18 protein-coding genes are annotated in these 21522 nt (G+C 61.1%); 6 read left to right on the top strand and 12 right to left on the bottom strand.

What is annotated here, in order from left to right; genetic code table 11:
- Window positions 1–316 precede the first annotated feature (316 nt).
- Both pssA and ilvC read right to left on the bottom strand, forming a co-directional pair.
- A complete protein-coding gene (gene pssA / locus A6D6_RS14360; protein ID WP_133492829.1) occupies window positions 317–1105 on the bottom strand; it encodes a CDP-diacylglycerol--serine O-phosphatidyltransferase in 789 nt (262 codons plus the stop codon).
- A gap of 175 nt (window positions 1106–1280) precedes the next feature.
- A complete protein-coding gene (gene ilvC / locus A6D6_RS14355) occupies window positions 1281–2306 on the bottom strand; it encodes a ketol-acid reductoisomerase (RefSeq protein ID WP_342352132.1) in 1026 nt (341 codons plus the stop codon).
- Window positions 2307–2461: 155 nt separating this feature from the next.
- Here ilvC and ilvY point away from each other — a divergent pair, with 155 nt between their 5' ends.
- On the top strand, window positions 2462–3349 hold the full coding sequence (gene ilvY, locus A6D6_RS14350) for an HTH-type transcriptional activator IlvY (RefSeq protein WP_133492830.1): 888 nt from the start codon (window positions 2462–2464) through the stop codon (window positions 3347–3349).
- Window positions 3350–3367: 18 nt separating this feature from the next.
- On the opposite strand, the gene A6D6_RS14345 is transcribed toward ilvY, so the two are convergent.
- The 6 genes from A6D6_RS14345 to A6D6_RS14320 form a co-directional block, all read right to left on the bottom strand.
- Window positions 3368–4513, bottom strand: a complete 1146-nt coding sequence (locus A6D6_RS14345; RefSeq protein WP_159661109.1) for a C4-dicarboxylate TRAP transporter substrate-binding protein — start codon at window positions 4511–4513, stop codon at window positions 3368–3370.
- A gap of 30 nt (window positions 4514–4543) precedes the next feature.
- A complete protein-coding gene (locus A6D6_RS14340) occupies window positions 4544–6181 on the bottom strand; it encodes a long-chain-fatty-acid--CoA ligase (RefSeq protein ID WP_159661108.1) in 1638 nt (545 codons plus the stop codon).
- 149 nt (window positions 6182–6330) lie between these two features.
- Window positions 6331–6861 (bottom strand): M23 family metallopeptidase, encoded by a 531-nt coding sequence (locus A6D6_RS14335; RefSeq protein WP_159661107.1) that lies wholly within the window; start codon window positions 6859–6861, stop codon window positions 6331–6333.
- A 58-nt stretch (window positions 6862–6919) separates the two neighbouring features.
- Window positions 6920–7534 (bottom strand): LysE family translocator, encoded by a 615-nt coding sequence (locus A6D6_RS14330; protein WP_133492834.1) that lies wholly within the window; start codon window positions 7532–7534, stop codon window positions 6920–6922.
- Window positions 7535–7700: 166 nt separating this feature from the next.
- On the bottom strand, window positions 7701–8192 hold the full coding sequence (gene ilvN / locus A6D6_RS14325) for an acetolactate synthase small subunit (protein WP_014996018.1): 492 nt from the start codon (window positions 8190–8192) through the stop codon (window positions 7701–7703).
- A complete protein-coding gene (locus tag A6D6_RS14320; RefSeq protein ID WP_097058755.1) occupies window positions 8192–9913 on the bottom strand; it encodes an acetolactate synthase 3 large subunit in 1722 nt (573 codons plus the stop codon). Before A6D6_RS14320 ends, ilvN begins: the two co-directional genes overlap by 1 nt.
- A 448-nt stretch (window positions 9914–10361) precedes the next feature.
- Here A6D6_RS14320 and A6D6_RS14315 point away from each other — a divergent pair, with 448 nt between their 5' ends.
- Together A6D6_RS14315 and A6D6_RS14310 are read left to right on the top strand one after the other, a co-directional pair.
- Complete coding sequence (locus A6D6_RS14315; protein ID WP_133492835.1) at window positions 10362–10805, top strand: DUF4124 domain-containing protein; 444 nt, start codon at window positions 10362–10364, stop codon at window positions 10803–10805.
- A gap of 166 nt (window positions 10806–10971) precedes the next feature.
- Window positions 10972–12093, top strand: a complete 1122-nt coding sequence (locus A6D6_RS14310) for a sterol desaturase family protein (protein WP_159661106.1) — start codon at window positions 10972–10974, stop codon at window positions 12091–12093.
- 166 nt (window positions 12094–12259) lie between these two features.
- On the opposite strand, the gene clpB is transcribed toward A6D6_RS14310, so the two are convergent.
- The 3 genes from clpB to rluD form a co-directional block, all read right to left on the bottom strand.
- Entirely contained in the window at window positions 12260–14845 is a 2586-nt protein-coding gene (gene clpB, locus A6D6_RS14305; RefSeq protein ID WP_133492837.1) for an ATP-dependent chaperone ClpB, read from the bottom strand.
- A 192-nt stretch (window positions 14846–15037) separates the two neighbouring features.
- Window positions 15038–15784 (bottom strand): peptidoglycan editing factor PgeF, encoded by a 747-nt coding sequence (gene pgeF / locus A6D6_RS14300; protein ID WP_159661105.1) that lies wholly within the window; start codon window positions 15782–15784, stop codon window positions 15038–15040.
- Complete coding sequence (gene rluD, locus A6D6_RS14295; protein ID WP_133492839.1) at window positions 15781–16752, bottom strand: 23S rRNA pseudouridine(1911/1915/1917) synthase RluD; 972 nt, start codon at window positions 16750–16752, stop codon at window positions 15781–15783. Before rluD ends, pgeF begins: the two co-directional genes overlap by 4 nt.
- A 55-nt stretch (window positions 16753–16807) precedes the next feature.
- Here rluD and A6D6_RS14290 point away from each other — a divergent pair, with 55 nt between their 5' ends.
- Window positions 16808–17623, top strand: coding sequence for an outer membrane protein assembly factor BamD (locus A6D6_RS14290; RefSeq protein WP_133492840.1), 816 nt, complete (start codon window positions 16808–16810; stop codon window positions 17621–17623).
- 52 nt (window positions 17624–17675) lie between these two features.
- Here A6D6_RS14290 and A6D6_RS14285 read toward each other — a convergent pair whose 3' ends face one another.
- Window positions 17676–19301 (bottom strand): NAD+ synthase, encoded by a 1626-nt coding sequence (locus A6D6_RS14285; RefSeq protein WP_159661104.1) that lies wholly within the window; start codon window positions 19299–19301, stop codon window positions 17676–17678.
- A gap of 355 nt (window positions 19302–19656) precedes the next feature.
- Between A6D6_RS14285 and A6D6_RS14280 the strand changes: the two genes are divergently transcribed.
- Together A6D6_RS14280 and A6D6_RS14275 are read left to right on the top strand one after the other, a co-directional pair.
- The gene (locus tag A6D6_RS14280; protein WP_133492842.1) at window positions 19657–19917 is read left to right on the top strand and encodes a PP0621 family protein; all 261 of its coding nucleotides are present in this window, start codon (window positions 19657–19659) and stop codon (window positions 19915–19917) included.
- A 19-nt stretch (window positions 19918–19936) separates the two neighbouring features.
- A complete protein-coding gene (locus A6D6_RS14275) occupies window positions 19937–21520 on the top strand; it encodes an ATP-binding protein (RefSeq protein WP_133492843.1) in 1584 nt (527 codons plus the stop codon).
- Window positions 21521–21522 lie beyond the last annotated feature (2 nt).

Below are 21522 nucleotides of genomic sequence, written 5' to 3'. Positions count from 1 at the left end.
CCCACACGTTTGCTTGCCTGATTGTTAAAGAGCGTTGGAAGCCTTGCTTCCCGACGACTTCCTGGCGTTGCCTCGTTTGGCGTGGCGCCGTGTCCGCCGTCGTTGTGGGGGCGCATTCTAGGGATTTCCGTCAGGGCGTCAACACCTTTTTCATCTCTTTTTTATCAAACGGTCACCTTTTAAGCGAACACCCTCTGAAACGTCTATTTTTTACTCCATGGCGCTGGTTTTTCAACCATTTTCGCCCTCCCGATCCCATCCGGGAAAAAGAAGGGGCGCCAATGGCGCCCCCTCGGAAATCCGGATTCGAGCCCGATCAGCTGTCCGATCGCTTGCGCAGTTGCCAGAGATTGAGCAACAGCCCCACCACCACATAGATCACCGCCACACTCAACAACACCAGCGGCGGATCCAGGAAAACGATGGCGAACGCGACGATGACCCCGAGCAGAACCTTGAACGGCACTCTCCCGATATGAAATTCCTTGAAAGAGTGATAGCGCACCGAAGACACCATCAGCAAGCCCGCCCCCGCAACCACCAGGGCCACGATCCAGGAGATGTCATTACCGTCCATGCCACGGCTCGCCCCCAGCCAGACCAGGGTCGCCACCAACCCGGCCCCGGTGGGGCTGGGCAGCCCGATGAAGAAACGCTTGTCCGTGCTTTCCGCCTGCACATTGAAGCGTGCCAGACGCAGCGCCGCACAGGCCACGTAGATGAACGCGGCCATCCAGCCGAACTTGCCCAGCTCCGACAACCCCCAGGAATAGGCCACCAGCCCCGGCGCCACGCCAAAGGCCACACAGTCGGACAGAGAGTCATATTCCGCCCCGAATTTGCTCTGGGTATTGGTCAGCCGCGCCACGCCGCCATCCATGCCATCCAGGATACCGGCGACGATAATGCCGACGGCGGCGTTCTCGAACAGGCCATTCATGGCGGCGACGATGGCGTAGAAGCCGGCGAACAGGGCCCCGGTGGTGAACAGGTTGGGGAGCAGATACACCCCCTTGTAGCGCGCCCCGGTGCGCTGTTCCGCTTCCACCACCTCGAAGGTTTCCGGCGTCCCGCTCTGCGGGGCGTCCTCTTGCTGCTTGGTCATGATGTTTCGCCGACTGAAAAGGTCCGCCTAGTCTAACGCAGCCGCCCCCAACAAAAAATTTCCTGGCGCCACCTCGCTCCGGCGCCCGGGACGCCAGGGTGCCCGCCACGAATCGCGGCCATAAAAAAACGCGCCCGAAGGCGCGTTTTCGTCAATCATGGACACAGAGCCGCTATCAGTTCTTGCTCTTGTCGACGATCTGGTTGGCCTGGATCCAGGGCATCATGCTACGCAGCTTCTCGCCCACCTGCTCGATCGGGTGCTCCGCATTCAGGCGACGCCGGGCGGTCATGCTTGGATAGTTCAGATCGCCTTCAGAAATGAACATTTTCGCATATTCGCCATTCTGGATGCGCTTCAGGGCATTGCGCATGGCTTCACGGGACTGGTCGTTGATCACTTCCTGACCGGTGGTGTATTCGCCAAACTCCGCGTTGTTGGAAATGGAGTAGTTCATGTTGGCGATGCCGCCTTCGTACATCAGGTCGACGATCAGCTTGAGCTCGTGCAGACACTCGAAGTAAGCCATCTCCGGCGCGTATCCGGCTTCCACCAGCGTTTCGAAGCCCGCTTTCACCAACTCCACGCAGCCACCGCAGAGTACCGCCTGCTCACCGAACAAGTCGGTTTCGGTCTCGTCCTTGAAGGTGGTCTCGATGATACCGGTGCGGCCACCGCCGATACCGCAAGCGTAGGACAGTGCCAGATCCTTGGCCTGACCGGACGCGTCCTGGAAGATCGCGATCAGATCCGGGATACCACCGCCCTTGGTGAACTCAGTGCGCACCGTGTGGCCCGGGGCCTTCGGCGCGATCATGATCACGTCCAGGTCCTTGCGCGGCACGATCTGGTTGTAATGGATGCAGAAACCGTGAGCGAATGCCAGGGTCGCGCCCTGCTTCAGGTTCGGCTCGATCTCGTTCTGATAGATAGCGGCCTGGTATTCATCCGGAGCCAGCACCATGACCACGTCAGCCTGCTTGACCGCTTCCGGAACGCTGGTGACCTTGAGGCCGGCGGCTTCCGCTTTGGCGGCGGAGGCGGAGCCCGGACGCAGCGCCACGGTTACGTCCACACCGGAATCCTTCAGGTTGTTGGCATGGGCATGGCCCTGGGAGCCGTAACCAACGATGGCCACTTTCTTGCCCTGGACCAGAGAGAGGTCACAGTCTTTGTCGTAATAGACTTGCATGGTCGTAATCCTGTTGTGCAATGAATGTGTGGAGTGAATGCGAAGCGGCCCGGCAGGCCAGCACTGGCTGGTCACGATAGGCTATCCGGGGCATTGCGTAAAATGATATATTTGCAACGCTGCATGCCGAATTTGGCAATACAAATCACCCCCATGGACCGCCGATGGATATCCGCGCTCTGGAATACTTCCTGACCCTGGCAGAGACTCTGCACTTCGGGCGAACCAGCCGTCTGTGCCACATCAGCCCTTCCGCTCTGAGCCGCGGCATCCGGCAACTGGAGCAGGAAGTAGGCACCACTCTGTTGTACCGGGACAATCGCCGGGTCAGCCTGACCCGCGAGGGGGAACGCTTCCGCGACTATGCCCGCCAAGCGGTGAGCGACTGGAACACGGTACGCCTGGCGCTGCAGGATGACCAGCGGGTGCTCCGTGGTGAGCTGAGCCTGTACTGTTCGGTCACCGCCAGCTACAGCTTTCTCCACGACATGCTCAGCAGCTTCCGCGCCAACTTTCCCCGCATCGAAATCAAATTGCACACTGGCGACCCGGCTCAGGCCGAGGAACGGGTCCTGGCCGGCACCGAGGACATCGCCGTCGGCGCCCGTCCGGTGCAGATGCCCAACGGCATCGCCTTTCACCCGGTAACCCGCTCCGCCTTGCTCTTCATCGCCCCCGCCAGCCAGCCGCAGTTGGCCGAGCGGCTGTCCGGCAAGGCCAGCGGTAACGCCTGGAGCGATGTGCCGATGATTCTGTCCGAGGAGGGCCTGGCCCGGGAGCGCACCGACCGCTGGTTTCGCGATCTGGGGCTACGCCCGCAGATCTATGCTCAGGTCAGCGGCAATGAAGCCATCGTCAGCATGGTCAGTCTGGGGTTCGGCATCGGCGTGGTGCCGCAGATCGTGCTCGACAACAGCCCCCTCGCCAACCGCATCCGTATTCTCGACGTGCAGCCACGGCTGGAAGCTTACGAAGTGGGCTTGTTCGCTCTGGAGAAGCGACTGGGAGAGCCGCTGATCGACGCTTTCTGGAATCAGCAGAATCCAGGCTGACGGCTCCCCCGCTTCCAATCACATACCGTAACGGGCCGGATCGACTTTCGAGAACACCTCGCGCCAATACAGCCGCGCCAACTGCTCCGGACTCTCAACACCGTCCACCAGGTCCTGCCAGCGCTGTAACAAAGGCCGGAAAGCATCAATCAGCTCAGCGGCATTCTCCACGCCATAGCGCTTGCGGTAGTTTTCCGCGATGGTTTCCACATCCTTATCGATGAAGGCCAGGGTAGCGGCCCGGAAGGCGTCACCGGCCTGATGCACAGTGATGCCGTTTTCCTTCGCGGCGGCCAGGTTCCGCGCACCCAGTTCGTCGTATCCCCAGGAGGCTTCCGCGGAAAATACCGCCGAGGCTTTCAATACCGCACGACGCTCGGCGTCACTCAGCCCCCGCCAGGTATCGCGGTTCATATTGTTGACACCGGAACCGCCGAACACGCCGCCCGGGACGCCCAGAGTGATATCCGTCACCACTTCGTCCAGTTTGAAGATCGACAGCTCCGTGGTGGTCTGCACGGTGCAATCCACCACTCCCTGGTTCAGCCCTTCGTAGATTTCATTCACCGACATGGTAATCGGCGTGGCCCCCATTTTTTCCACCCAGCGGGCCCATTGGGCACCGGAAGTTCGTACCCGTTTACCCGCCAGTTCCTTTGCTTCCCGGATCGGCGTGGTACACAGCAAGGGCAGCGTTGGAGTGGACCCGGATCCGAGAAAGACCTGATTCTGCGCGGCCAGTTCCTTTTGACAACCCGGGCAGGACTGGAACAGAAACTCGGAGAAGGCACCGGTGAATATCAGCCCCGCATGGGCGGGATCTTCACCACCGGCGTTGAGCAACATGGAGATCTCCGCCAGCATATTGATGCGCGGATATTCCCCCGGGAAATACGGGAACAGCACCACGGCCGCGTCCGCCATACCGTCACGCACACCAGCGGAGCTCTCCAGCAAATTAAGCAGCGTCAGCGAAAAAACCCGGGCGGTAAGCGCGCCGTCCGTCTCATCCTTCAAGACCTGCGTGTACTTCTGAGCGGCCTGTTCCGCCACCGAGTTAGGCGGGTAACCGGAAGCGAAACGCAGGGACTCGGCGTACCCCGGTCCCGACATGAAAGCGGCGGTGAGCGCCAACAGCGCCAGGTATCCTCTTGGTTTCATCATTATTCTCCTGATCAGGATCAGGCGACGTCATCACAAGGAAAAAGACGCCGTCTCATCATAGAGTTCTTTTTTGGACAGCTTGCCCACCGGCGTCTTCGGCAGTTCATCACGCAATTCCAAGGCACGTACCATCTCGTGCCTGCCAAGACGATTGGCGAGAAACGCCTGCAGTGTGTCCAGCGTCAAGGGCGCGGCGGATTGGCGCAGGCGAACAAACGCCATGGGAGACTGTCCCCGATAGCTGTCCTTTACGCCGATCACCGACACCTCTTCCACGTCCGGGTGCTCATAGATGGCTTCCTCGATCACTCGCGGATAGACGTTGTAGCCACTGCACAGAATCATGTCCTTGGTGCGATCGACGATATACACATAGCCGTGCTCGTCCAGGTAGCCCACATCGCCGGTGCGGAAGTAACCGTCCCCGGTGAACGAGGCCGCGGTGGCATCAGGGTTGTTCCAGTAGCGCGGCATGACATTAGGACCGGTGACGCAAATCTCGCCGCGCTCGCCCGGGGCCAGGGAGCCTTCCGCGTCCATGGGCGCGATCTTCATCGCCACACCGGGCACCAGGCAGCCGCAGGAACCTTGCGGTGGTCGCTTTCCGGTGAGCGGCGTGTAGGTGCCCACGGCGGTGGTCTCGGTCATCCCCCAGCCTTCACCGAGACGGCACCCGGTGAGTTCCTGGAAGCGCTGCCGCACCTCCACCGGCAAAGGAGCGCCGCCCGAGTTACACAATCGCAAGGAAGTAAGATCGTACTCCGCCACCTTCGGATGATGGATCAGCGCGATGAACATGGTCGGCACCGCCGGCAATACCGACAGGCGATGCTCATGCACCGCGTTGAGTACCGCATCGGGATCAAAGCGGCTATGCAAATAGAGCTCCGCCGCCAGACGGATACCAAACAGCAGGTTCACCGTCATCGAATAGATATGGAACGGGGGCAGCACCGCCAGCACTTTTTCCTCGCCCGGGCTCAGATCACCGGCCAGCGCCAACATCAACTGCTGACAACCACGGGTAAGATTACCGTGAGTCAGCTCCGCTCCTTTGGGAACCCCGGTGGTGCCACCGGTGTACTGAAGCACCGCCAGAGTGTTCTCCGGGTCCGCCACCGGATAGGGATGGAAGTCCCCCTCATTGTCGAGCAAGCCGGCGAAGCTGAGGACGGCCGCCTCTGGCTCGGCGCCGGTGGCGCCCTCCCCGGCGAAGTCCATGGTCGTACCCACCACCAGAGTCCGCAGACGGGAGGTCTCCAGAAAACCCCGGATCCGCGGCAGCAGCTCCGGCACATCCAGCGTCACCATGATGTCGCTATGGCTGTCTTCAATCTTGTGCGCCAGGGTACGTTCCGCATCCAGAGGGGAATAATTGACGACGGTACCACCGGCTCTCAACACACCAAGAAAAGCGATGGCGTAGTGAGGCGTATTGCCGAGAAACAGACCGACATGAACGCCGGGTTTCACACCCAGGTCCTGAAAGCCTCTGGCTGCCCGGTTTACCAAACGATGAAAATCGGCGTAGGAAAGCCGCACGCTTTCAAAATACAGAGCGGGATGTTGCGGAAAGCGGGCCGCGGTTTCTTCCAGTGCCTGATACACCGGCTCCGCCGCGAACACCGCCGCGTCCCTGACCTGGCCCGAGGCCTGGCTTGCAGTCATGGCAGCTCCTTGTTGTTGTCATGGGCTGAACGAATCGACCCTAGCCTAGGTGGGGCTGGCCCGACATGACCAATGAATGGTTTTCATGGAGCGCTATAAACAGGGAGAGGGGAGGCGCCAGGACGGCCATGGTGGAGAATGGATGGTTTTCAGTGTCCCCGCGGGGTAAGCACATCGACAGGATCGAGAAAGAACATCTTCTTCCAGCCCTGCGTCTCCGTTGTTATCCGCCACGGCAGCGGAATCAAGGACAGTACCGAATAATGCAAATGAGGAGGCTTCCCCCTGGCATTGCCGGAATCTCCGACCCCGCCTATCTGGCGCCCTTTCGCCACCCATAGTGGCACCGGAGTGGCCGGCTCATTCAGATGCGCGTAGTAGTGAAGGCGCCATTTCGGCCCCAGTACGATCACCACTTTCCCGCCCAGGCTGAGTTCCCCCTGATACAATCGGATACCAGGAACGGCGGAAACCACCGGCGTCCCCCGGACGGCAAAGATATCGATGCCTTTATGCACGCCGGAAGCGCCCCAGGGTTCAAACCAGAAGGATTTCGGGTGCCAATCACTGGCCGTGGCGCCTTGCACTGGAATGCGAGCATGTTCCGGGAGCAGTAAACCGGCCGCCACAACAACAAGCAAAGCCCATAGCCCCCTTTTGAGGCGAAATCCTTTCACCATGCCCTCTCGCACCTCCGCAGTATCGCCCTGGCACTCTACCTATCGGCAACCACCCGCTTCAACGTCCACTGATCGCCAGCTGCACGCCCAAACCGGCAAAGGCGGCGGCGAACCCTCTGCGCAAACCGTTCCGCACTCGCGGCGACGCCATGATCACCCGCCGGAAACCATGGGCCAGTTGCCCATAGCAGACAAACACGGCGAACGTCATCGCCATCAAAACACCGCTTAACAATAACAGCTGCGCAAAGGGAGACGGGCTGCCCGGCGGAATAAACTGAGGCAGGAACGCCAGGAAGAACAGACTGAGTTTCGGGTTAAGAACATTGACCAGAAAGGCACGGCCGATAACCACCAGAGGACGAATTCCGGCGGCGTCTCCGGACACCTGGAGCTGTAGCCCGTTTTTCCAGGTCATCCAGGCCAGATAGAGCAGATAAGCCACCCCGGCGAACTTCACCAGTTGAAACACCACCGCACTGGTGTGCATGATCGCCGCCAGCCCCAGCACTGTCGCCAGCAGATGAGGAATAATACCCAACGTGCAACCCAGCGCGGCGTAAAAGCCGGCCGCTCGGCCCTGGGCGAGCGCCGCCGCCACCGTGCACAGCACCCCAGCCCCGGGCATCAGCACCACGATCAGCGTGGTCAGCAAGAATTCGACGGTGATCATCAGGGTTACCTTTCTCGGGTTGCACTCAGACAGGTTCGTATTCCGCTGTTTACCACAGGGACGTTCCTTTTACCCGGAACTTGATACACCGTTCCAGGGTCCCGCGCAAAAACAACAAACCCCGCACCAGGCGGGGTTCGTTGTTTCCGGTCGAAAGCGCGAACCGTCACAGGCTCAACACTTTCTCCCCACGGGCAATGCCGGACACGCCGGAGCGCACCACTTCCAGCACCTGGGTTTCACCGATGGCGTTGATGAACGCCTCCAGCTTATCGGTGGTCCCGGTGAGCTGAACGGTGTAAACGGTAGCGGTCACATCCACGATCTGGCCACGGAAGATGTCCACGGTGCGCTTCACTTCCGCGCGCTGGGCACCGGTGGCCTTGATCTTCATGAGCATGATCTCACGTTCGATGTGAGCCCCTTCGGTGAGATCCACCAGCTTGACCACCTCGATCAGCTTGTTGAGGTGCTTGGTGATCTGCTCGATCTTGTATTCGTCACCGGTGGTGGTCATGGTCAGGCGCGACAGAGTCGGATCTTCCGTGGGCGCCACGGTGAGCGTCTCGATGTTGTAGCCTCGCTGGGAGAACAGAGCCACCACCCGGGACAGGGCGCCGGGTTCGTTTTCCATCAGAATCGAAATGATACGTCTCATCAGGTGCGCTCCGTCTTGCTCAGCCACATATCACGCATGGCGCCATCGGCGATGTGCATCGGGTACACGTGCTCGGTGGGATCCACGTAGATGTCCATGAAGACCAGCCGGTCCTTGAGCGCGAACGCTTCGTTCATGGCGCCCTCCAGGTCCTCGAATTTCTCCACCTTGATGCCCACATGACCGTAAGACTCGGCCAGTTTGACGAAGTCCGGCAGGGATTCCATATAGGACTGGCTGTGACGACCGCCATACTGCATGTCCTGCCACTGGCGCACCATGCCGAGGGCCTGGTTGTTGATGTTGATGATCTTCACCGGCAGACCATACTGCAGACAGGTGGACAGCTCCTGGATGTTCATCTGGATCGAGCCTTCACCAGTGACACAGGCAACCACCGCGTCCGGGAAGGCGAACTGCACGCCCATGGCCGCTGGCAGTCCGAAGCCCATGGTGCCGAGGCCGCCGGAGTTGATCCATTGGCGCGGGCTGTCGAACTTGTAGAACTGGGCGGCGAACATCTGATGTTGCCCCACGTCGGAGGTGACATAGGCCTTGCCTTCAGTCGCCTTGTACAGTGCCTCGACCACCTGCTGCGGCTTCATCGGGCCGCTTTCATTGGTCTCGTAGCGCAGGCCGTGGAACTCCCGCCAGCCGTCGATTTCCTGCCACCAGCGCTCCAGCGCCTTGTGGTCCGGCTCGTTGTCCTGCTCATCGAGCATGGACAGCATTTCATCCAGTACCTGCTGTACCGGACCGACGATGGGAATGTGCGCCGCCACGTTCTTGGAGATGCTGGCCGGATCGATATCGATGTGAATCAGCTTGGCCCCGGGGCAGAACTTCTTGGTGTTGTTGGTGACCCGGTCATCCAGCCGCGCACCGGCGGCCAGGATCACGTCGGCGCTGTGCATCGCCATGTTGGCTTCGTAGGTCCCGTGCATGCCGAGCATGCCGAGGAACTGACGATCGGTCCCCGGATAAGCACCCAACCCCATCAAAGTGTTGGTCACCGGGAAGTTGAGCTTACGGGCCAGTTTGGTCAGCGCTTCGCTGGCCTCGCCCTGAACCACGCCGCCACCGGAATAGATAACCGGGCGCTTGGCCTTGAGCAGTTCTTCCACCGCTTTGCGGATCTGACCGGAGTGTCCCCGGGTCACCGGCGCGTAGGAGCGCAACTTGACCTTCTTCGGGTATTCGTACGGGAAGGTCTTGTTGGGGGCGGTGTGATCCTTGGGAATATCGATCAGTACCGGGCCGGGACGGCCGGTGGTGGCGATGTAGAACGCCTTTTTAAAGATCTCCGGGATATCCTTGGGATCGCGAACCATGAAGCTGTGCTTCACCACCGGGCGGGAGACGCCGATCATGTCGGTCTCCTGGAAGGCGTCATCACCGATCCAGTCGGAGCGAACCTGGCCGGACAACACGATCATCGGAATCGAATCCATGAAGGCGGTGGCCAGGCCGGTAATGGCATTGGTGGCGCCGGGGCCGGAAGTCACCATCACCACGCCGGGCTTGCCGGTGGCGCGAGCGTAGCCGTCAGCGGCGTGAGTCGCCGCCTGCTCATGGCGCACCAGAATATGACTGACTTTGTCCTGCTTGAATAACGCGTCGTAGATGTGCAGAACGGACCCTCCGGGATACCCGAAGATGTACTCCACACCCTCTTCTTGCAGTGCGCGGACAACCATATCCGCGCCGGATAACATTTCCACGGTTGCTACCTCTAGTTCAGAACAATAGCGATCACCCCGCTGGAAGCGGAGGACAACGTTTACCTGTGGAATAGGGCGCCATACTTGAGCACCCCGAGGTCGGTCGCAGCGGTTGGCCGGCAACAGACACAGGCAGAGGGACCTGGAGGAATCGTGCCCGCGACGGGGTGAGAAACCTCCGGAGGTTCCCACAGCGGGACGAGAATGCAGTCATACTGCTGACACCGGACGCCGCGGTAACGACGCCCCGAATCCCGGCCACACAGCCACCGGTAAGTGGTTGCGGGTCCCGAACTCCGGAAAGGTCTTAATATTGTCAGAAATGCGGGCGATTTCAAAGCCCTAATGACCACGGTGTCTTGCCTGGCCGGCGGGTTCGTTGGCATGCTTGGGCGGCTAATACTTTTTTCGGAGGGAATCCCGGATCACGTTTCCGGGCCGGATCACTATGAAACCATTACTCATTGTCGCCCTACTCATCGCCAGCTCGTATGTTCCGGCCGCCACCTACTACAAATGGGTGGACGACCAGGGTGTCACCCACTATGACGCGCAACCCCCGGAGGGCCAGGAAGCCCAATCCGTGCGCACCCGCCGCTCCGCCAGCTCGGACCAGGCCGACGCCCTGGAAAGGCTGGAACAGGACCGCGCCCGGCGCGCCCGCCCAGGCGAGCAAAAAAGCACCACCGCAGCGGACGGCGCCGTAAGCGAGGAAACCCGGGCCGCCTGCGACCAGCACCGGCGGAATCTGGCGGCCCTGACGGAAAAACCACTGGTGCGCCGCGAGAACCCGGAGACTGGCGAAATGGAGGTTCTGGACCAGGAAAAGCGGGCCGGGATTCTGAAACAGACCCGCGCCGCGGTATCATTCTGCGATAGCCGGGGGGCCTGACGTGGTTTGTTACCATTGGAAGCGGGTTCCCTCACCCGCTTTCAGGCTTAAAATACTTCCCGTCCCCGTTACTGAACTCCCTATATTGACATAGGGGCTCCGGCGCTGCGGATGCTATCATCCCTATCACGCCGCCGGCCCGGTGCTCACCCAAGGACAGCCCAACATGACGGATTATTTGAGAGAACGCTTCGAAGACGTGGACCTGACACCCGGTCAGGGCAAGATCAGCGCCACCATCGCCGTCGGCCTCGGCCTGCTTTCCCTGCTCGGCGGTTTCTGTTTTCTGTTCCCGAACTTGCTCACCACGCCGGAATTTCGTGCTTTCTATAGCGCCGATGTGCTGCGCATGGTGCTGTTCGCCGGTATCGCCATCGCCTTCTGTGCCGGCTTTATCAGTGTCTGGCGCCACCAGGATCCACGCTATGGCCTGGCCGGCATGATCATGGCCTGCATGGCCGCCCTGCTCGGTTCCGGCAGAATCGACGTGCCACCGGTGGACGGCCGCAGCCTCTACGCCGGGCTGGACTATTTCATCCTCACCCTGCTGGTGCTGGCCCTGGTGTTCATCCCGATGGAGCGGATCTATCCGAAGGACCCCGAGCAACGAGTGTTGCGCCGGGGTTGGATCACGGACATGAAGTACTTCCTGTTCAGCCATGTCGGCCTGCAGTTAATCAGCTTCTTCACCGTGATCCCGATTCAGGTGTTCCTGCACGACAAAGTTGATATCGGCTTCCAGCAGGCCATCGCCAGCCAACCACTGTGGCTGCAGTTCATCGAAATCCTGATTGTGGTGGATCTGGGCAGCTACTGGATTCACCGGGCATTCCATGAAGTACCCTGGTTGTGGAAGTTTCACGCCGTGCACCATTCCACCCAGCAAATGGACTGGCTGGCCTCATCACGGCTGCATCTGGTGGAAATCGTCACCAACCGCTTCGTCGGTTATTTACCGATCTTTGTTCTTGGTTTCTCGCCCTCGGCGGTGTACGCCTATCTGGTATTTATTTCCTTCCACGCGATTTTCATCCACGCCAATGTGCGTTTCCGTTTTCCGCTGCTGCGCTGGGTCATCGCCACCCCGGAATTCCACCACTGGCATCACTCCTCAGAGGACGAGGCAGTGGACAAGAACTATGCCGCCTTCCTGCCGCTCTACGACAAACTGTTCGGCACACTGCACATGCCCGACAAACTGGCGGCGCGGTACGGCACCCGCGCCAGCACCCAGGTACCGGAAGGCGTGGTGCAACAGTTCACCTTCCCGTTCCGGCGTTCCTCCTGAGGGGGCTCAATACAAATCGCGGTCCTTTCCTTCACGGAAGAGGGCCGCCGCTGCCCCACAATTCGCCAGCACGCTTACACGCAACACGCCAGCACGCCGAACCCAACAATCAGAAAACATCATGCCGGATCGGCGTACCGACGTGGTGCGTGCCAGCGCTCAAGGCTCACCCCTTGGCGAAGGTGAACTTGCCGTCCGCCACATCCACGTTGATGGCATCACCCTGCACGAACTCGCCTTTGAGCAGCGCCTGGGCCAGCGGATTCTCCAACTGGTTCTGGATCGCCCGCTTCAGCGGCCGGGCGCCATAGACCGGGTCGAAGCCCGCTTCCACCAGCTTGTCCAACGCCGCGTCGGACAGCGTCAGGGACATTTCCCGCTCCACCAGCCGCTTGCGCAGATAGTCGAGCTGGATGCCGGCGATGCCTTTCAACTGCGCCTGCCCCAACGGGTGGAATACCACCGTCTCGTCCACCCGGTTGATGAACTCCGGACGGAAATGCTGGCCGACCACTTCCATTACCGCGGCTTTCATTGCCTCATAATCGCCTTCGCCGGCCATGCGCTGGATCAGGTCCGACCCCAGGTTCGAGGTCATCACCACCACCGTGTTGCGGAAGTCCACGGTGCGGCCCTGGCCATCGGTAAGGCGGCCGTCTTCCAGCACTTGCAGCAGCACGTTGAAGACATCCGGATGCGCTTTTTCCACTTCGTCCAGCAACACCACGGAATACGGCTTACGACGCACCGCTTCGGTGAGATAACCGCCTTCCTCATAACCGACATAACCCGGAGGCGCGCCGATCAGCCGGGCCACGGAATGCTTCTCCATGAACTCGGACATATCGATACGTACCATGGCTTCCTCGGTATCAAACAGGAAGCCGGCCAGCGCTTTGCACAGTTCCGTTTTACCCACACCAGTGGGGCCGAGGAACAGGAAGCTGCCATTCGGGCGGTTCGGGTCCGACAGCCCGGCGCGGGAACGACGCACCGCGTTGGCTACCGCTTCCACCGCCTCTTCCTGGCCCACCACGCGATGATGCAGCGCCTCTTCCATGCGCAACAGTTTCTCACGCTCGCCCTCGAGCATCTTGGACACCGGGATCCCGGTCCATTTGGAAACCACTTCCGCCACTTCCTCATCGGTGACCTTGTTGCGTAGCAACTGGGTTTCCACCTGAGCGGCTTCCTCGCGTTCCTGAGCTTGCTGAACCTTCTTCTCCAATTCCGGAATCACCCCGTACTGCAGCTCGGACATGCGGTTCAGGTCGCCAGCGCGACGTGCCTGTTCCATATCCACCCGGGCTTGTTCCAGTTCCGCCTTGTATTGTTGAGCGCCCTGCAACGCGGCTTTCTCCGCGTTCCAGATCTCTTCCAGATCAGCGTATTCCTTCTCCAGCGCCGCGATGTCGGCTTCCAGTTTTTCCAGCCGTTTCCTGCTTGCCTCGTCCTCTTCCTTGCGCAGAGCTTCCCGCTCCATTTTCAACTGGATCAGACGGCGATCGAGGCGGTCCATTTCCTCCGGCATGGAATCGATTTCCATACGGATACGGCTGGCCGCTTCGTCGATCAGATCGATGGCCTTGTCCGGCAACTGGCGGTCAGTGATGTAGCGATGGCTCAGTTTGGCGGCGGCGATGATGGCGCCGTCGGTGATGTCGACACCGTGGTGAACCTCATAACGTTCCTTCAGACCGCGCAGAATGGCGATGGTGTCTTCCACCGAGGGCTCGTCCACCAGCACTTTCTGGAAGCGACGTTCCAGAGCGGCGTCCTTTTCGATGTATTGACGATACTCGTTCAGCGTGGTGGCACCGACACAATGCAGCTCGCCGCGCGCCAGCGCCGGCTTGAGCATGTTGCCCGCGTCCATGGCGCCATCGGCCTTGCCGGCGCCGACCATGGTGTGCAGCTCATCGATGAACAGGATCACCCGCCCTTCCTGCTTGGACAGTTCGTTGAGCACCGCCTTCAAGCGCTCCTCGAACTCACCACGGTATTTGGCGCCGGCGATCAGAGCCGCCATATCCAGGGACAGAACCCGCTTTTCCTTGAGCCCTTCCGGCACTTCGCCGTTGACGATGCGTTGCGCCAGCCCCTCGACGATGGCGGTTTTACCGACACCCGGTTCACCGATCAGCACCGGATTGTTCTTGGTCCGGCGCTGTAGCACCTGAATGGTACGGCGGATTTCATCATCCCGGCCGATCACCGGGTCCAGTTTGCCGCTTTCAGCGCGTTCGGTGAGGTCCGTGGTGTACTTCTTAAGGGACTCCATACGGTCCTCGGCGTTGGGGTCATCCACCGATTCACCACCGCGGACCTCCTGGATTTTCTCCGCCAGCACCGCCTTGCGAATACCGGCGTTCTTGATCAACTTGCCGACCTCGCCGTTATCATCACAGGCCGCCAGCAACACCGCCTCGGTGGAGATGTATTGATCCCCGCGCTGTTGCGCTTCCCGGTCCGCCAGATTCAACAAGCGCCCCAGATTCTGGGACAGCTGAACGTCTCCGGTGAACTGTCCAACGGTGGGCAGCTTGTCCATGGCCATCTTCAGAGCGGTGATCACATCCGCCGGGTTGGCACCGGTTTTTTCCAGCAACGGCGCGGCGACACCGCCACGCTGCTGCAATAAAGCCAGCAGCAGGTGCACCGGTTCGATGGCGTTGTGGCTTTGCCCCACCGCCAGTGACTGGGCTTCGCCCAGAGCTTCCTGAAGACGAGCGGTCAATTTGTCCATTCGCATGAATGACTTCTCCTGGTTGCGCGTAAATTCCGGCCCTCAACCACAAGGTTTCAATGGCACCGGACTTTACCGACTGTTCAAAATCTGACCTATAAATGCGGGCGGAGCCATGGAATTCAAGCAACCCCAGCCGGAAAAAACGCCCGATATTGATCCAGATTAAGAAAACGGAGATGGCGGGCCCGGCCCCGATCAGGGCTCAAGCCAAATCAGAGAAGCAAAGCGACCGGTCTGGCCTTCCTTGCGGTAGGAATAGAAGTGGGTGAGGTCATCGGCGGTGCAATGCTCCCCTCCGGATACGTCTTCCACACCGGCCTGATGCAATACCAGGGTGGCGGCATGGGTAAGCGAAAAACGCCAATGGCCGGGAGTCGCGTCACGGGTGAAAGCGGGTTCAAACAGCTGCGAGGATTCCATGAAGGCACGGCGTACTTCTTCCCCAACCTGATAGACACGTCCGGAAATCGCCGGCCCCAACCACGCGGACAGCGCCTCCCCTTCCGGCGCCAGGATCGATACCGCCCGTTGCACGATGCCCGCATGCAGCCCACGCCAGCCGGCGTGCACCGCGGCCACCGCGCTGCCATCCCCCCGTGCCAATAAAACCGGCAGGCAGTCAGCGGTGAGCACCACGCAGGGCCAACCGCTTTCGTCGGTCCAGACCCCATCCGCGCGGTTGTCCGCATCACCGGCGCGAATTACCCGCTCCCCATGAACCTGCTGCAGCCAGGCCGGTGGGTGATCCACTTGCAGCAACCGGTGCACATGACGGCGGGCGGCTTCCACCCGGGAGGGCTCGTCACCGCAATTGGCGCCAAGATTGAACCCGGCCCATGGGGGAGGTGAGTGACTCCCCAGGCGAGTGGTGACCACCGACCGCACCCGGGGATGCGGGTGCCATTCCGGCCAGAGCCACTGATTGACGTCCGGCAGCGTCATTGCGCCTCCCGGTCCTCCTCGAGGACCCGAATCAGAGTCTGCAGGTCTTCCGGCAACGGCGTTTCGAATTCCAGATACTTACCGCTAACCGGGTGCACCAAACCGAGGCGACGGGCGTGCAGAGCCTGCCGGGGGAACCGGCGCAGCGCCTCGCGTAACGCCTCGGTGGCACCAGCGGGGAACTTCAGGCGACCACCGTACAACGGATCTCCCACCAGAGGATAGTGACGGTGGGCCATGTGAACGCGAATCTGATGAGTGCGTCCGGTTTCCAACCGGACCTGGATCCGGGTATGGGCCCGGTAGCGGTCCATCACGCGGAAATGGGTCACCGCCGGCTTGCCGCCTTGCGCCACCACGGCCTGACGCTTGCGATCCACCGGATGGCGTCCTATGGGCGCATCCACGGTGCCGCCGCCAGTCATTACCCCAACGGCGATGGCTTCGTACTCACGATGCAGGCTCTTGTCCTGCAACTGCGCCACCAACCCGCTGTGCGCTTCCAGGGACCGGGCCACCACCATCAAGCCGGTGGTATCCCGGTCCAGGCGATGGACGATGCCGGCACGGGGAAGACTTGAGAGACGCTCATCCAAATGAAGCAGTCCGTTGAGCAAGGTCCCATCCGCATGCCCCGCCGCCGGATGCACCACCAGCCCCGCCGGCTTGTTGATAACGATCAGGTCCTCATCCTCATACACCACCGGCAAGCTGATCGCCTCGGGCTGGTCCTCCAGCTCCGGCGCCAGCTCCGCCTCCAGGGTCAGGCTCTCGCCGCCCACCAGCTTGTCCTTGGGGCGCGCCTTGCGACCATTGACGGTCAGAGCCCCCTGTTTGATCCAGGTTTGCAGTCGTGAACGGGAGAATCCCTCGAACAGCTCCGCCGCCACCTGGTCCAAGCGGGCGCCGGCGTGATCCACGCTCACCTGCTCGGTACGTTGAATTTTCTCCCCGCCGAGATGTCCCATATCGCAACCTGTGATTAAATAGCGCTCCATTGTAGCGCGTCGAACCGAGGAAAAAATGCCACGTCTGTTTTGGCCCCTGATTATCGCCGTGATGGTGAGCGCCTGTTCCAGCAAGCCCGTCGAGAGCCCGGAACGCACCGAGGCCGAGCAATATAAGCAGGCGCGGGAGTCGCTGGAAGCGAAAAATTACCTGACCGCCATCGATAGCCTGAAGGAACTGGAAGCCCGTTTCCCCTACGGCCCCTACGCCGAGCAGGCACAACTGGACCTGATCTATGCCCAGTTCATGTCCCAGGATTACCCTGCCGCGGTGGTCGCCGCCCAGCGCTTCATCCGCTCCTACCCGGCCCACCCCAGCCTGGACTACGCCCTCTACATGCACGGGCTGTCCAACTATTACCTGGAGCGCGGCCTGTTCGACAACATCATGAGCACCGACAAGTCCGCCCGCGACCTGAGTGCCGCCCGCAACGCCTTCGAGGATTTCGAACGGCTGGTGAACCGCTTCCCGGACAGCGACTATGCCCCGGACGCGCGCTCACGCATGGTGTTCATCCGCAATCAGTTCGCCGCCCAGGAACTGCATGCCGCCCGCTACTATGCCCGGCGCGGCGCCTATATCGCGGCCATCAACCGGGCCCAGTACGTAGTGCGTCACTATCAGGGCACGCCTTCGGTACCGGAAGCACTGGCGATCATGGCCAAGGGCTACGAGCGTATCAATCAGCCGGAACTGGCCGACAAGAGCCGCCGGGTACTGGCGCAGAACTGGCCGGATTCCGACTATATGAACGACGACAGGGTTACCCTGTCCTGGTGGCCGGACAAGGCCAACGGCATCCTCAGCCTGCTGACCTTCGATTTGCTGTAAGCGGACGACGAGGCCGCTGCAGGAGAACCCCGCGGCGGCTTTGATACCCTTCTCAGTCCCCCGGGCGCCAGCCATTGGTAATCGGATAGCGCCGGTCCTTGCCAAAAGCCCTGCGGCTGACTCTCGGCCCCACCGCCGACTGACGGCGCTTGTACTCATTGCGATCGGTCAGGCGCACCACCCGGTACACCACGTCCCGATCGAAGCCGGCGCGGATCACCGCTTCGGCACTCATGTCCTGTTCCACATAGTGCTCCAGAATAGCGTCCAACTCGTCGTAGTCGGGTAGCGAATCCGAATCCACCTGATCCGGCGCCAATTCCGCGGACGGTGGCCGGTCGATCACCCGTTGTGGAATGATCTCGGTGCCGGCTTTCTGATTGCGCCAGCGGGCAACACGGAACACCCAGGTCTTGAACACATCCTTGAGCACAGAGAAACCGCCGGCCATATCGCCATAGAGAGTGGCATAACCCACCGCCATCTCGCTCTTGTTGCCGGTGGTAAGCACCACGGAGCCGCCTTTGTTGGAGAGCGCCATCAGCAGAACGCCCCGGCAGCGGGCCTGGAGATTCTCCTCGGTGGTGTCGGTGTCGAGCCCCGCGAACGGTTCCGCCAGGATCTCCATGAAGCCGTTGAAGGCCGGCTCAATCGGCAATACCCGGTATTTCACCCGCAACGCCCGGGCCTGCTTCTCGGCGTCCTCGATGCTCATGGCGGAGGTATAACGGAACGGCATCATCACCGCCTCCACCCGTTCCGGACCCAGGGCGTCCACCGCTACCGCCAATGTCAAAGCGGAATCGATGCCGCCGGACAGTCCCAGCAAGGCACCTTTGAAGCCGTTTTTGTTGACGTAATCCCGCACCGCCAATACCAGCGCCCGATACATGCTCTCCTCGCCCGCCGGCACCGGCAATACTTCGCCTCTGACGGCCAGCACTGCCCCTTCGCCGCTCAGATCCACCGGCACCAGTCCTTCCTCGAAGCTGGCGCCCTGTAGGCACAGATGGCCGGCACCGTCCACAGCGAAGGAAGCGCCGTCAAACACCAGCTCATCCTGGCCGCCCACCATGTTGCAATAGAGCACCGGCAGACCGGTTTCCCGGGCACGGGCGGCCACCTGTTCGAAACGCTCCTCCGGCTTGCCGGCACGGAATGGTGAGGCGTTCAGATTGATAATGGCGTCGGCGCCAGCTTCCGCCGCCGCGGCGGCCGGACCGGCATACCAGATATCCTCGCAAATGGTGATGCCCAGTTGCAGGCCCTGGAACTCGAACACCACCGCGCTGTTACCGGGTTGAAAATAGCGTTTCTCGTCAAACACGCGGTAATTGGGCAAGCATTGCTTGAAGTACTCGTGGCGCGGGCCCTCGTCGCCGGGATAAAGCACCCCGGCGGCGTTGCGACGCACTCCGTTGCGTACCGCCGGATAGCCAACGATCACCGGCACCTCCACGGCGGCACCGATAGTGGCCAGAGCATCATCGATACGCCGGTTGAGGCTGGGCCTCAGTAACAGATCCTCCGGCGGGTAACCGGTCAGCATCAGTTCCGGAAAGACCACCAGTTCCGCCCCCAACAGGGTACGGGCCTCACGGGCGGCATCGATCACCGCCCGCGCATTGCCTTCGATATCGCCCACCAGCGGATTACGCTGGGCCATCACTATTCGCATAGGAACCATGCCTTCATCATGTCCAGGCCCCGGCGACCACTCTGCCCGCCGCCTCGGGCCGATCTCTTTCCTCTCGGCTGCGCTGATTGTACTCTGTAGCCGGCCGGGTTACATAAGAGCCTGCCAAAGGCCCGCGGAAAGTTTCCTTGGCATCGCGCCAGGACACATTTTCCTTACTGCATCCGGCCCTCTCCGGCATCCAGGTTAGCGGTTTTCGGCACCTGGTGATGCGGTCGGCGGCACCTGAGCGTATAACAGGTTTCAGCGCACCTTCGTAAGCCTGGGAATCAGGGCCGGAGTCAAGCAAAGGTTCACCCGGACGACAAGTGGGTGAGTGATTTACGGGGAGAAAGAAATGGGGCTGATCAAGCTGGTGATACTGGCCGCGCTGATTTACGTGGTCTGGCGGGTGGTGAAAGGCGTCTCCGCCAACCAGGCCGCCCGGGGACGCGATCCACGCCGCTCCTCCCGCACCATCGACAGCGAGCGCATGGTCAAATGCCACCTGTGCGGGGTGCATGTACCGGAAGCCGAGGCCTTCCGTCATCAGTCGCTGGACTTCTGCTCCCGCGAACACCGCCGTGAATACCTGGAACACCAGGAAAGCGACGATTGACCCGGCCAAGACGCCCATCATGACCACGCCCCGCGATCAGGCCGGCCTTCCCTGGCCACCACCCGGCCAGCGCTGGACCCCGGTGCGCATTTACAATGTCTACCGCATCGCCATCGCCTCGGTCTTGTTGATTCTTCACTACACCCACCAGCAGCCCTACCTGGGCCAACACTTGCCGTTACTGTTCGAATTCACCGTGATGGCCTATCTGGCCCTGATTCTGGTGTCCACGGTGCTCGAATACAGCGAGCGTCTGCCGCCCCCCGGTTGGGCTCAGTCGTTCGCCCTGATTGTCGACGTTATCGCCCTGGGCCTGGTGGTACACGCCAATGGTGGTCTCGAGGGAGGGCTGGCGGTACTGCTGCTGATCACCGTGGCGGCGGGCAATATTCTGCTGCGCGGTCGCATGGGGTTTCTGGTCGCCGCCCTGGCGACACTGACGGTGATGTACGAGCAATTCTACTTCGCTACCCAATCCGGCGAGCGGGATCCATTCTCGCTGACCGAGTCCGGTCTGCTTGGCATCGCTTTTTTCATGGTCTCGGTGATCATCCAGCAGATTGCCTCGCGGCTGGAGCGCAGCGAGAGCATCGCCGCCGACCAGCAGGTAGCCCTGGACCGGCTGGAAGCCCTGAACGAACAAATCGTCCGGCGCATGCGTACCGGAATCCTGGTGTTCGACCGTCACGGGCGTATTCTGCAGTCCAACCCTTCGGCGGATAATGCGTTCGCCACCGCCATGAGCGGCCAGTCATTACCGGAGCCACTACGGGAACGATACCAGGCCTGGCGCCAGGCGCCCCACATCCTGCCGCCCCCCTTGCGCGCCTCGAAGCAGTCGCCGGAGCTGTCCGCGCGCTTCGCGCCCCTGGATACCAGCCACGAGCAGTTGACCCTGGTGTTTCTAGAGGACACCGCGCGTATCGCTCAGGAGGCGCAGCAGTTGAATCTGGCCTCCCTTGGCCGGCTCTCCGCCACCCTGGCCCACGAAATCCGCAATCCATTGAGCGCGATCAATCATGCCACGGAACTGCTGCGCGAGGATGCCGGCGACGACAGTGACCGCCGTCTGCTCGATATGGTGCGAACCCACGTACAACGAGTGGACGGCATCATCTCCGATGTGTTGGACTTGTCACGGCGACCCAAAGGCCAGGCGCAAAGACTGGCCTTCAAGGAGGTTCTCGTGGAGGTCGCCGCGCATTGCCATGAAGACCGCAAGGCGCGTCTGCAAATGGACTTTGCCACCGATACCGAGCTGCGTTTCGATCGCGGCCAGCTGATTCAGATTCTCGACAATCTGATCGGTAATGCTTTTCGACATGGGGGGGAACAGGTCCGGGTACGCGTAACCCACGGAGTGCATTCAAAAACCCGATTGCCCTGGATCGCGGTCAGCGATGATGGCCCGGGCATCGGCGAGGAACAGGCACGGCATTTGTTCGAGCCCTTCTTCACCACGCACGCCAAGGGAAACGGTCTCGGTCTGTTCGTGTGCCAACAACTGTGCCAGGCCAATCAAGCCAGTCTCAGCCATGAACCGGCTGATCGGGGCGCTTGTTTCATGATTACCTGCGCACATCCGGATAGACAGTTCCAATAACG

It is taken from the genome of Alcanivorax xiamenensis (assembly GCF_009846745.1).
GTDB lineage: Bacteria > Pseudomonadota > Gammaproteobacteria > Pseudomonadales > Alcanivoracaceae > Alloalcanivorax > Alloalcanivorax xiamenensis.
The sequence above is the reverse complement of the archived record's forward strand: the minus strand, read 5'-3'. Positions and strand labels throughout refer to the sequence as shown.

Bases quoted from the DNA above. Each gene is read 5' to 3' on its own strand.
- pssA (WP_133492829.1), bottom strand. From the start codon at position 1,105: ATGACCAAGCAGCAAGAGGACGCCCCGCAGAGCGGGACGCCGGAAACC.
- ilvY (WP_133492830.1), top strand. From the start codon at position 2,462: ATGGATATCCGCGCTCTGGAATACTTCCTGACCCTGGCAGAGACTCTG.
- A6D6_RS14345 (WP_159661109.1), bottom strand. From the start codon at position 4,513: ATGATGAAACCAAGAGGATACCTGGCGCTGTTGGCGCTCACCGCCGCT.
- A6D6_RS14340 (WP_159661108.1), bottom strand. From the start codon at position 6,181: ATGACTGCAAGCCAGGCCTCGGGCCAGGTCAGGGACGCGGCGGTGTTC.
- A6D6_RS14335 (WP_159661107.1), bottom strand. From the start codon at position 6,861: ATGGTGAAAGGATTTCGCCTCAAAAGGGGGCTATGGGCTTTGCTTGTT.
- A6D6_RS14330 (WP_133492834.1), bottom strand. From the start codon at position 7,534: ATGATCACCGTCGAATTCTTGCTGACCACGCTGATCGTGGTGCTGATG.
- ilvN (WP_014996018.1), bottom strand. From the start codon at position 8,192: ATGAGACGTATCATTTCGATTCTGATGGAAAACGAACCCGGCGCCCTG.
- A6D6_RS14315 (WP_133492835.1), top strand. From the start codon at position 10,362: ATGAAACCATTACTCATTGTCGCCCTACTCATCGCCAGCTCGTATGTT.
- A6D6_RS14310 (WP_159661106.1), top strand. From the start codon at position 10,972: ATGACGGATTATTTGAGAGAACGCTTCGAAGACGTGGACCTGACACCC.
- clpB (WP_133492837.1), bottom strand. From the start codon at position 14,845: ATGCGAATGGACAAATTGACCGCTCGTCTTCAGGAAGCTCTGGGCGAA.
- pgeF (WP_159661105.1), bottom strand. From the start codon at position 15,784: ATGACGCTGCCGGACGTCAATCAGTGGCTCTGGCCGGAATGGCACCCG.
- rluD (WP_133492839.1), bottom strand. From the start codon at position 16,752: ATGGGACATCTCGGCGGGGAGAAAATTCAACGTACCGAGCAGGTGAGC.
- A6D6_RS14290 (WP_133492840.1), top strand. From the start codon at position 16,808: ATGCCACGTCTGTTTTGGCCCCTGATTATCGCCGTGATGGTGAGCGCC.
- A6D6_RS14285 (WP_159661104.1), bottom strand. From the start codon at position 19,301: ATGCGAATAGTGATGGCCCAGCGTAATCCGCTGGTGGGCGATATCGAA.
- A6D6_RS14280 (WP_133492842.1), top strand. From the start codon at position 19,657: ATGGGGCTGATCAAGCTGGTGATACTGGCCGCGCTGATTTACGTGGTC.
- A6D6_RS14275 (WP_133492843.1), top strand. From the start codon at position 19,937: ATGACCACGCCCCGCGATCAGGCCGGCCTTCCCTGGCCACCACCCGGC.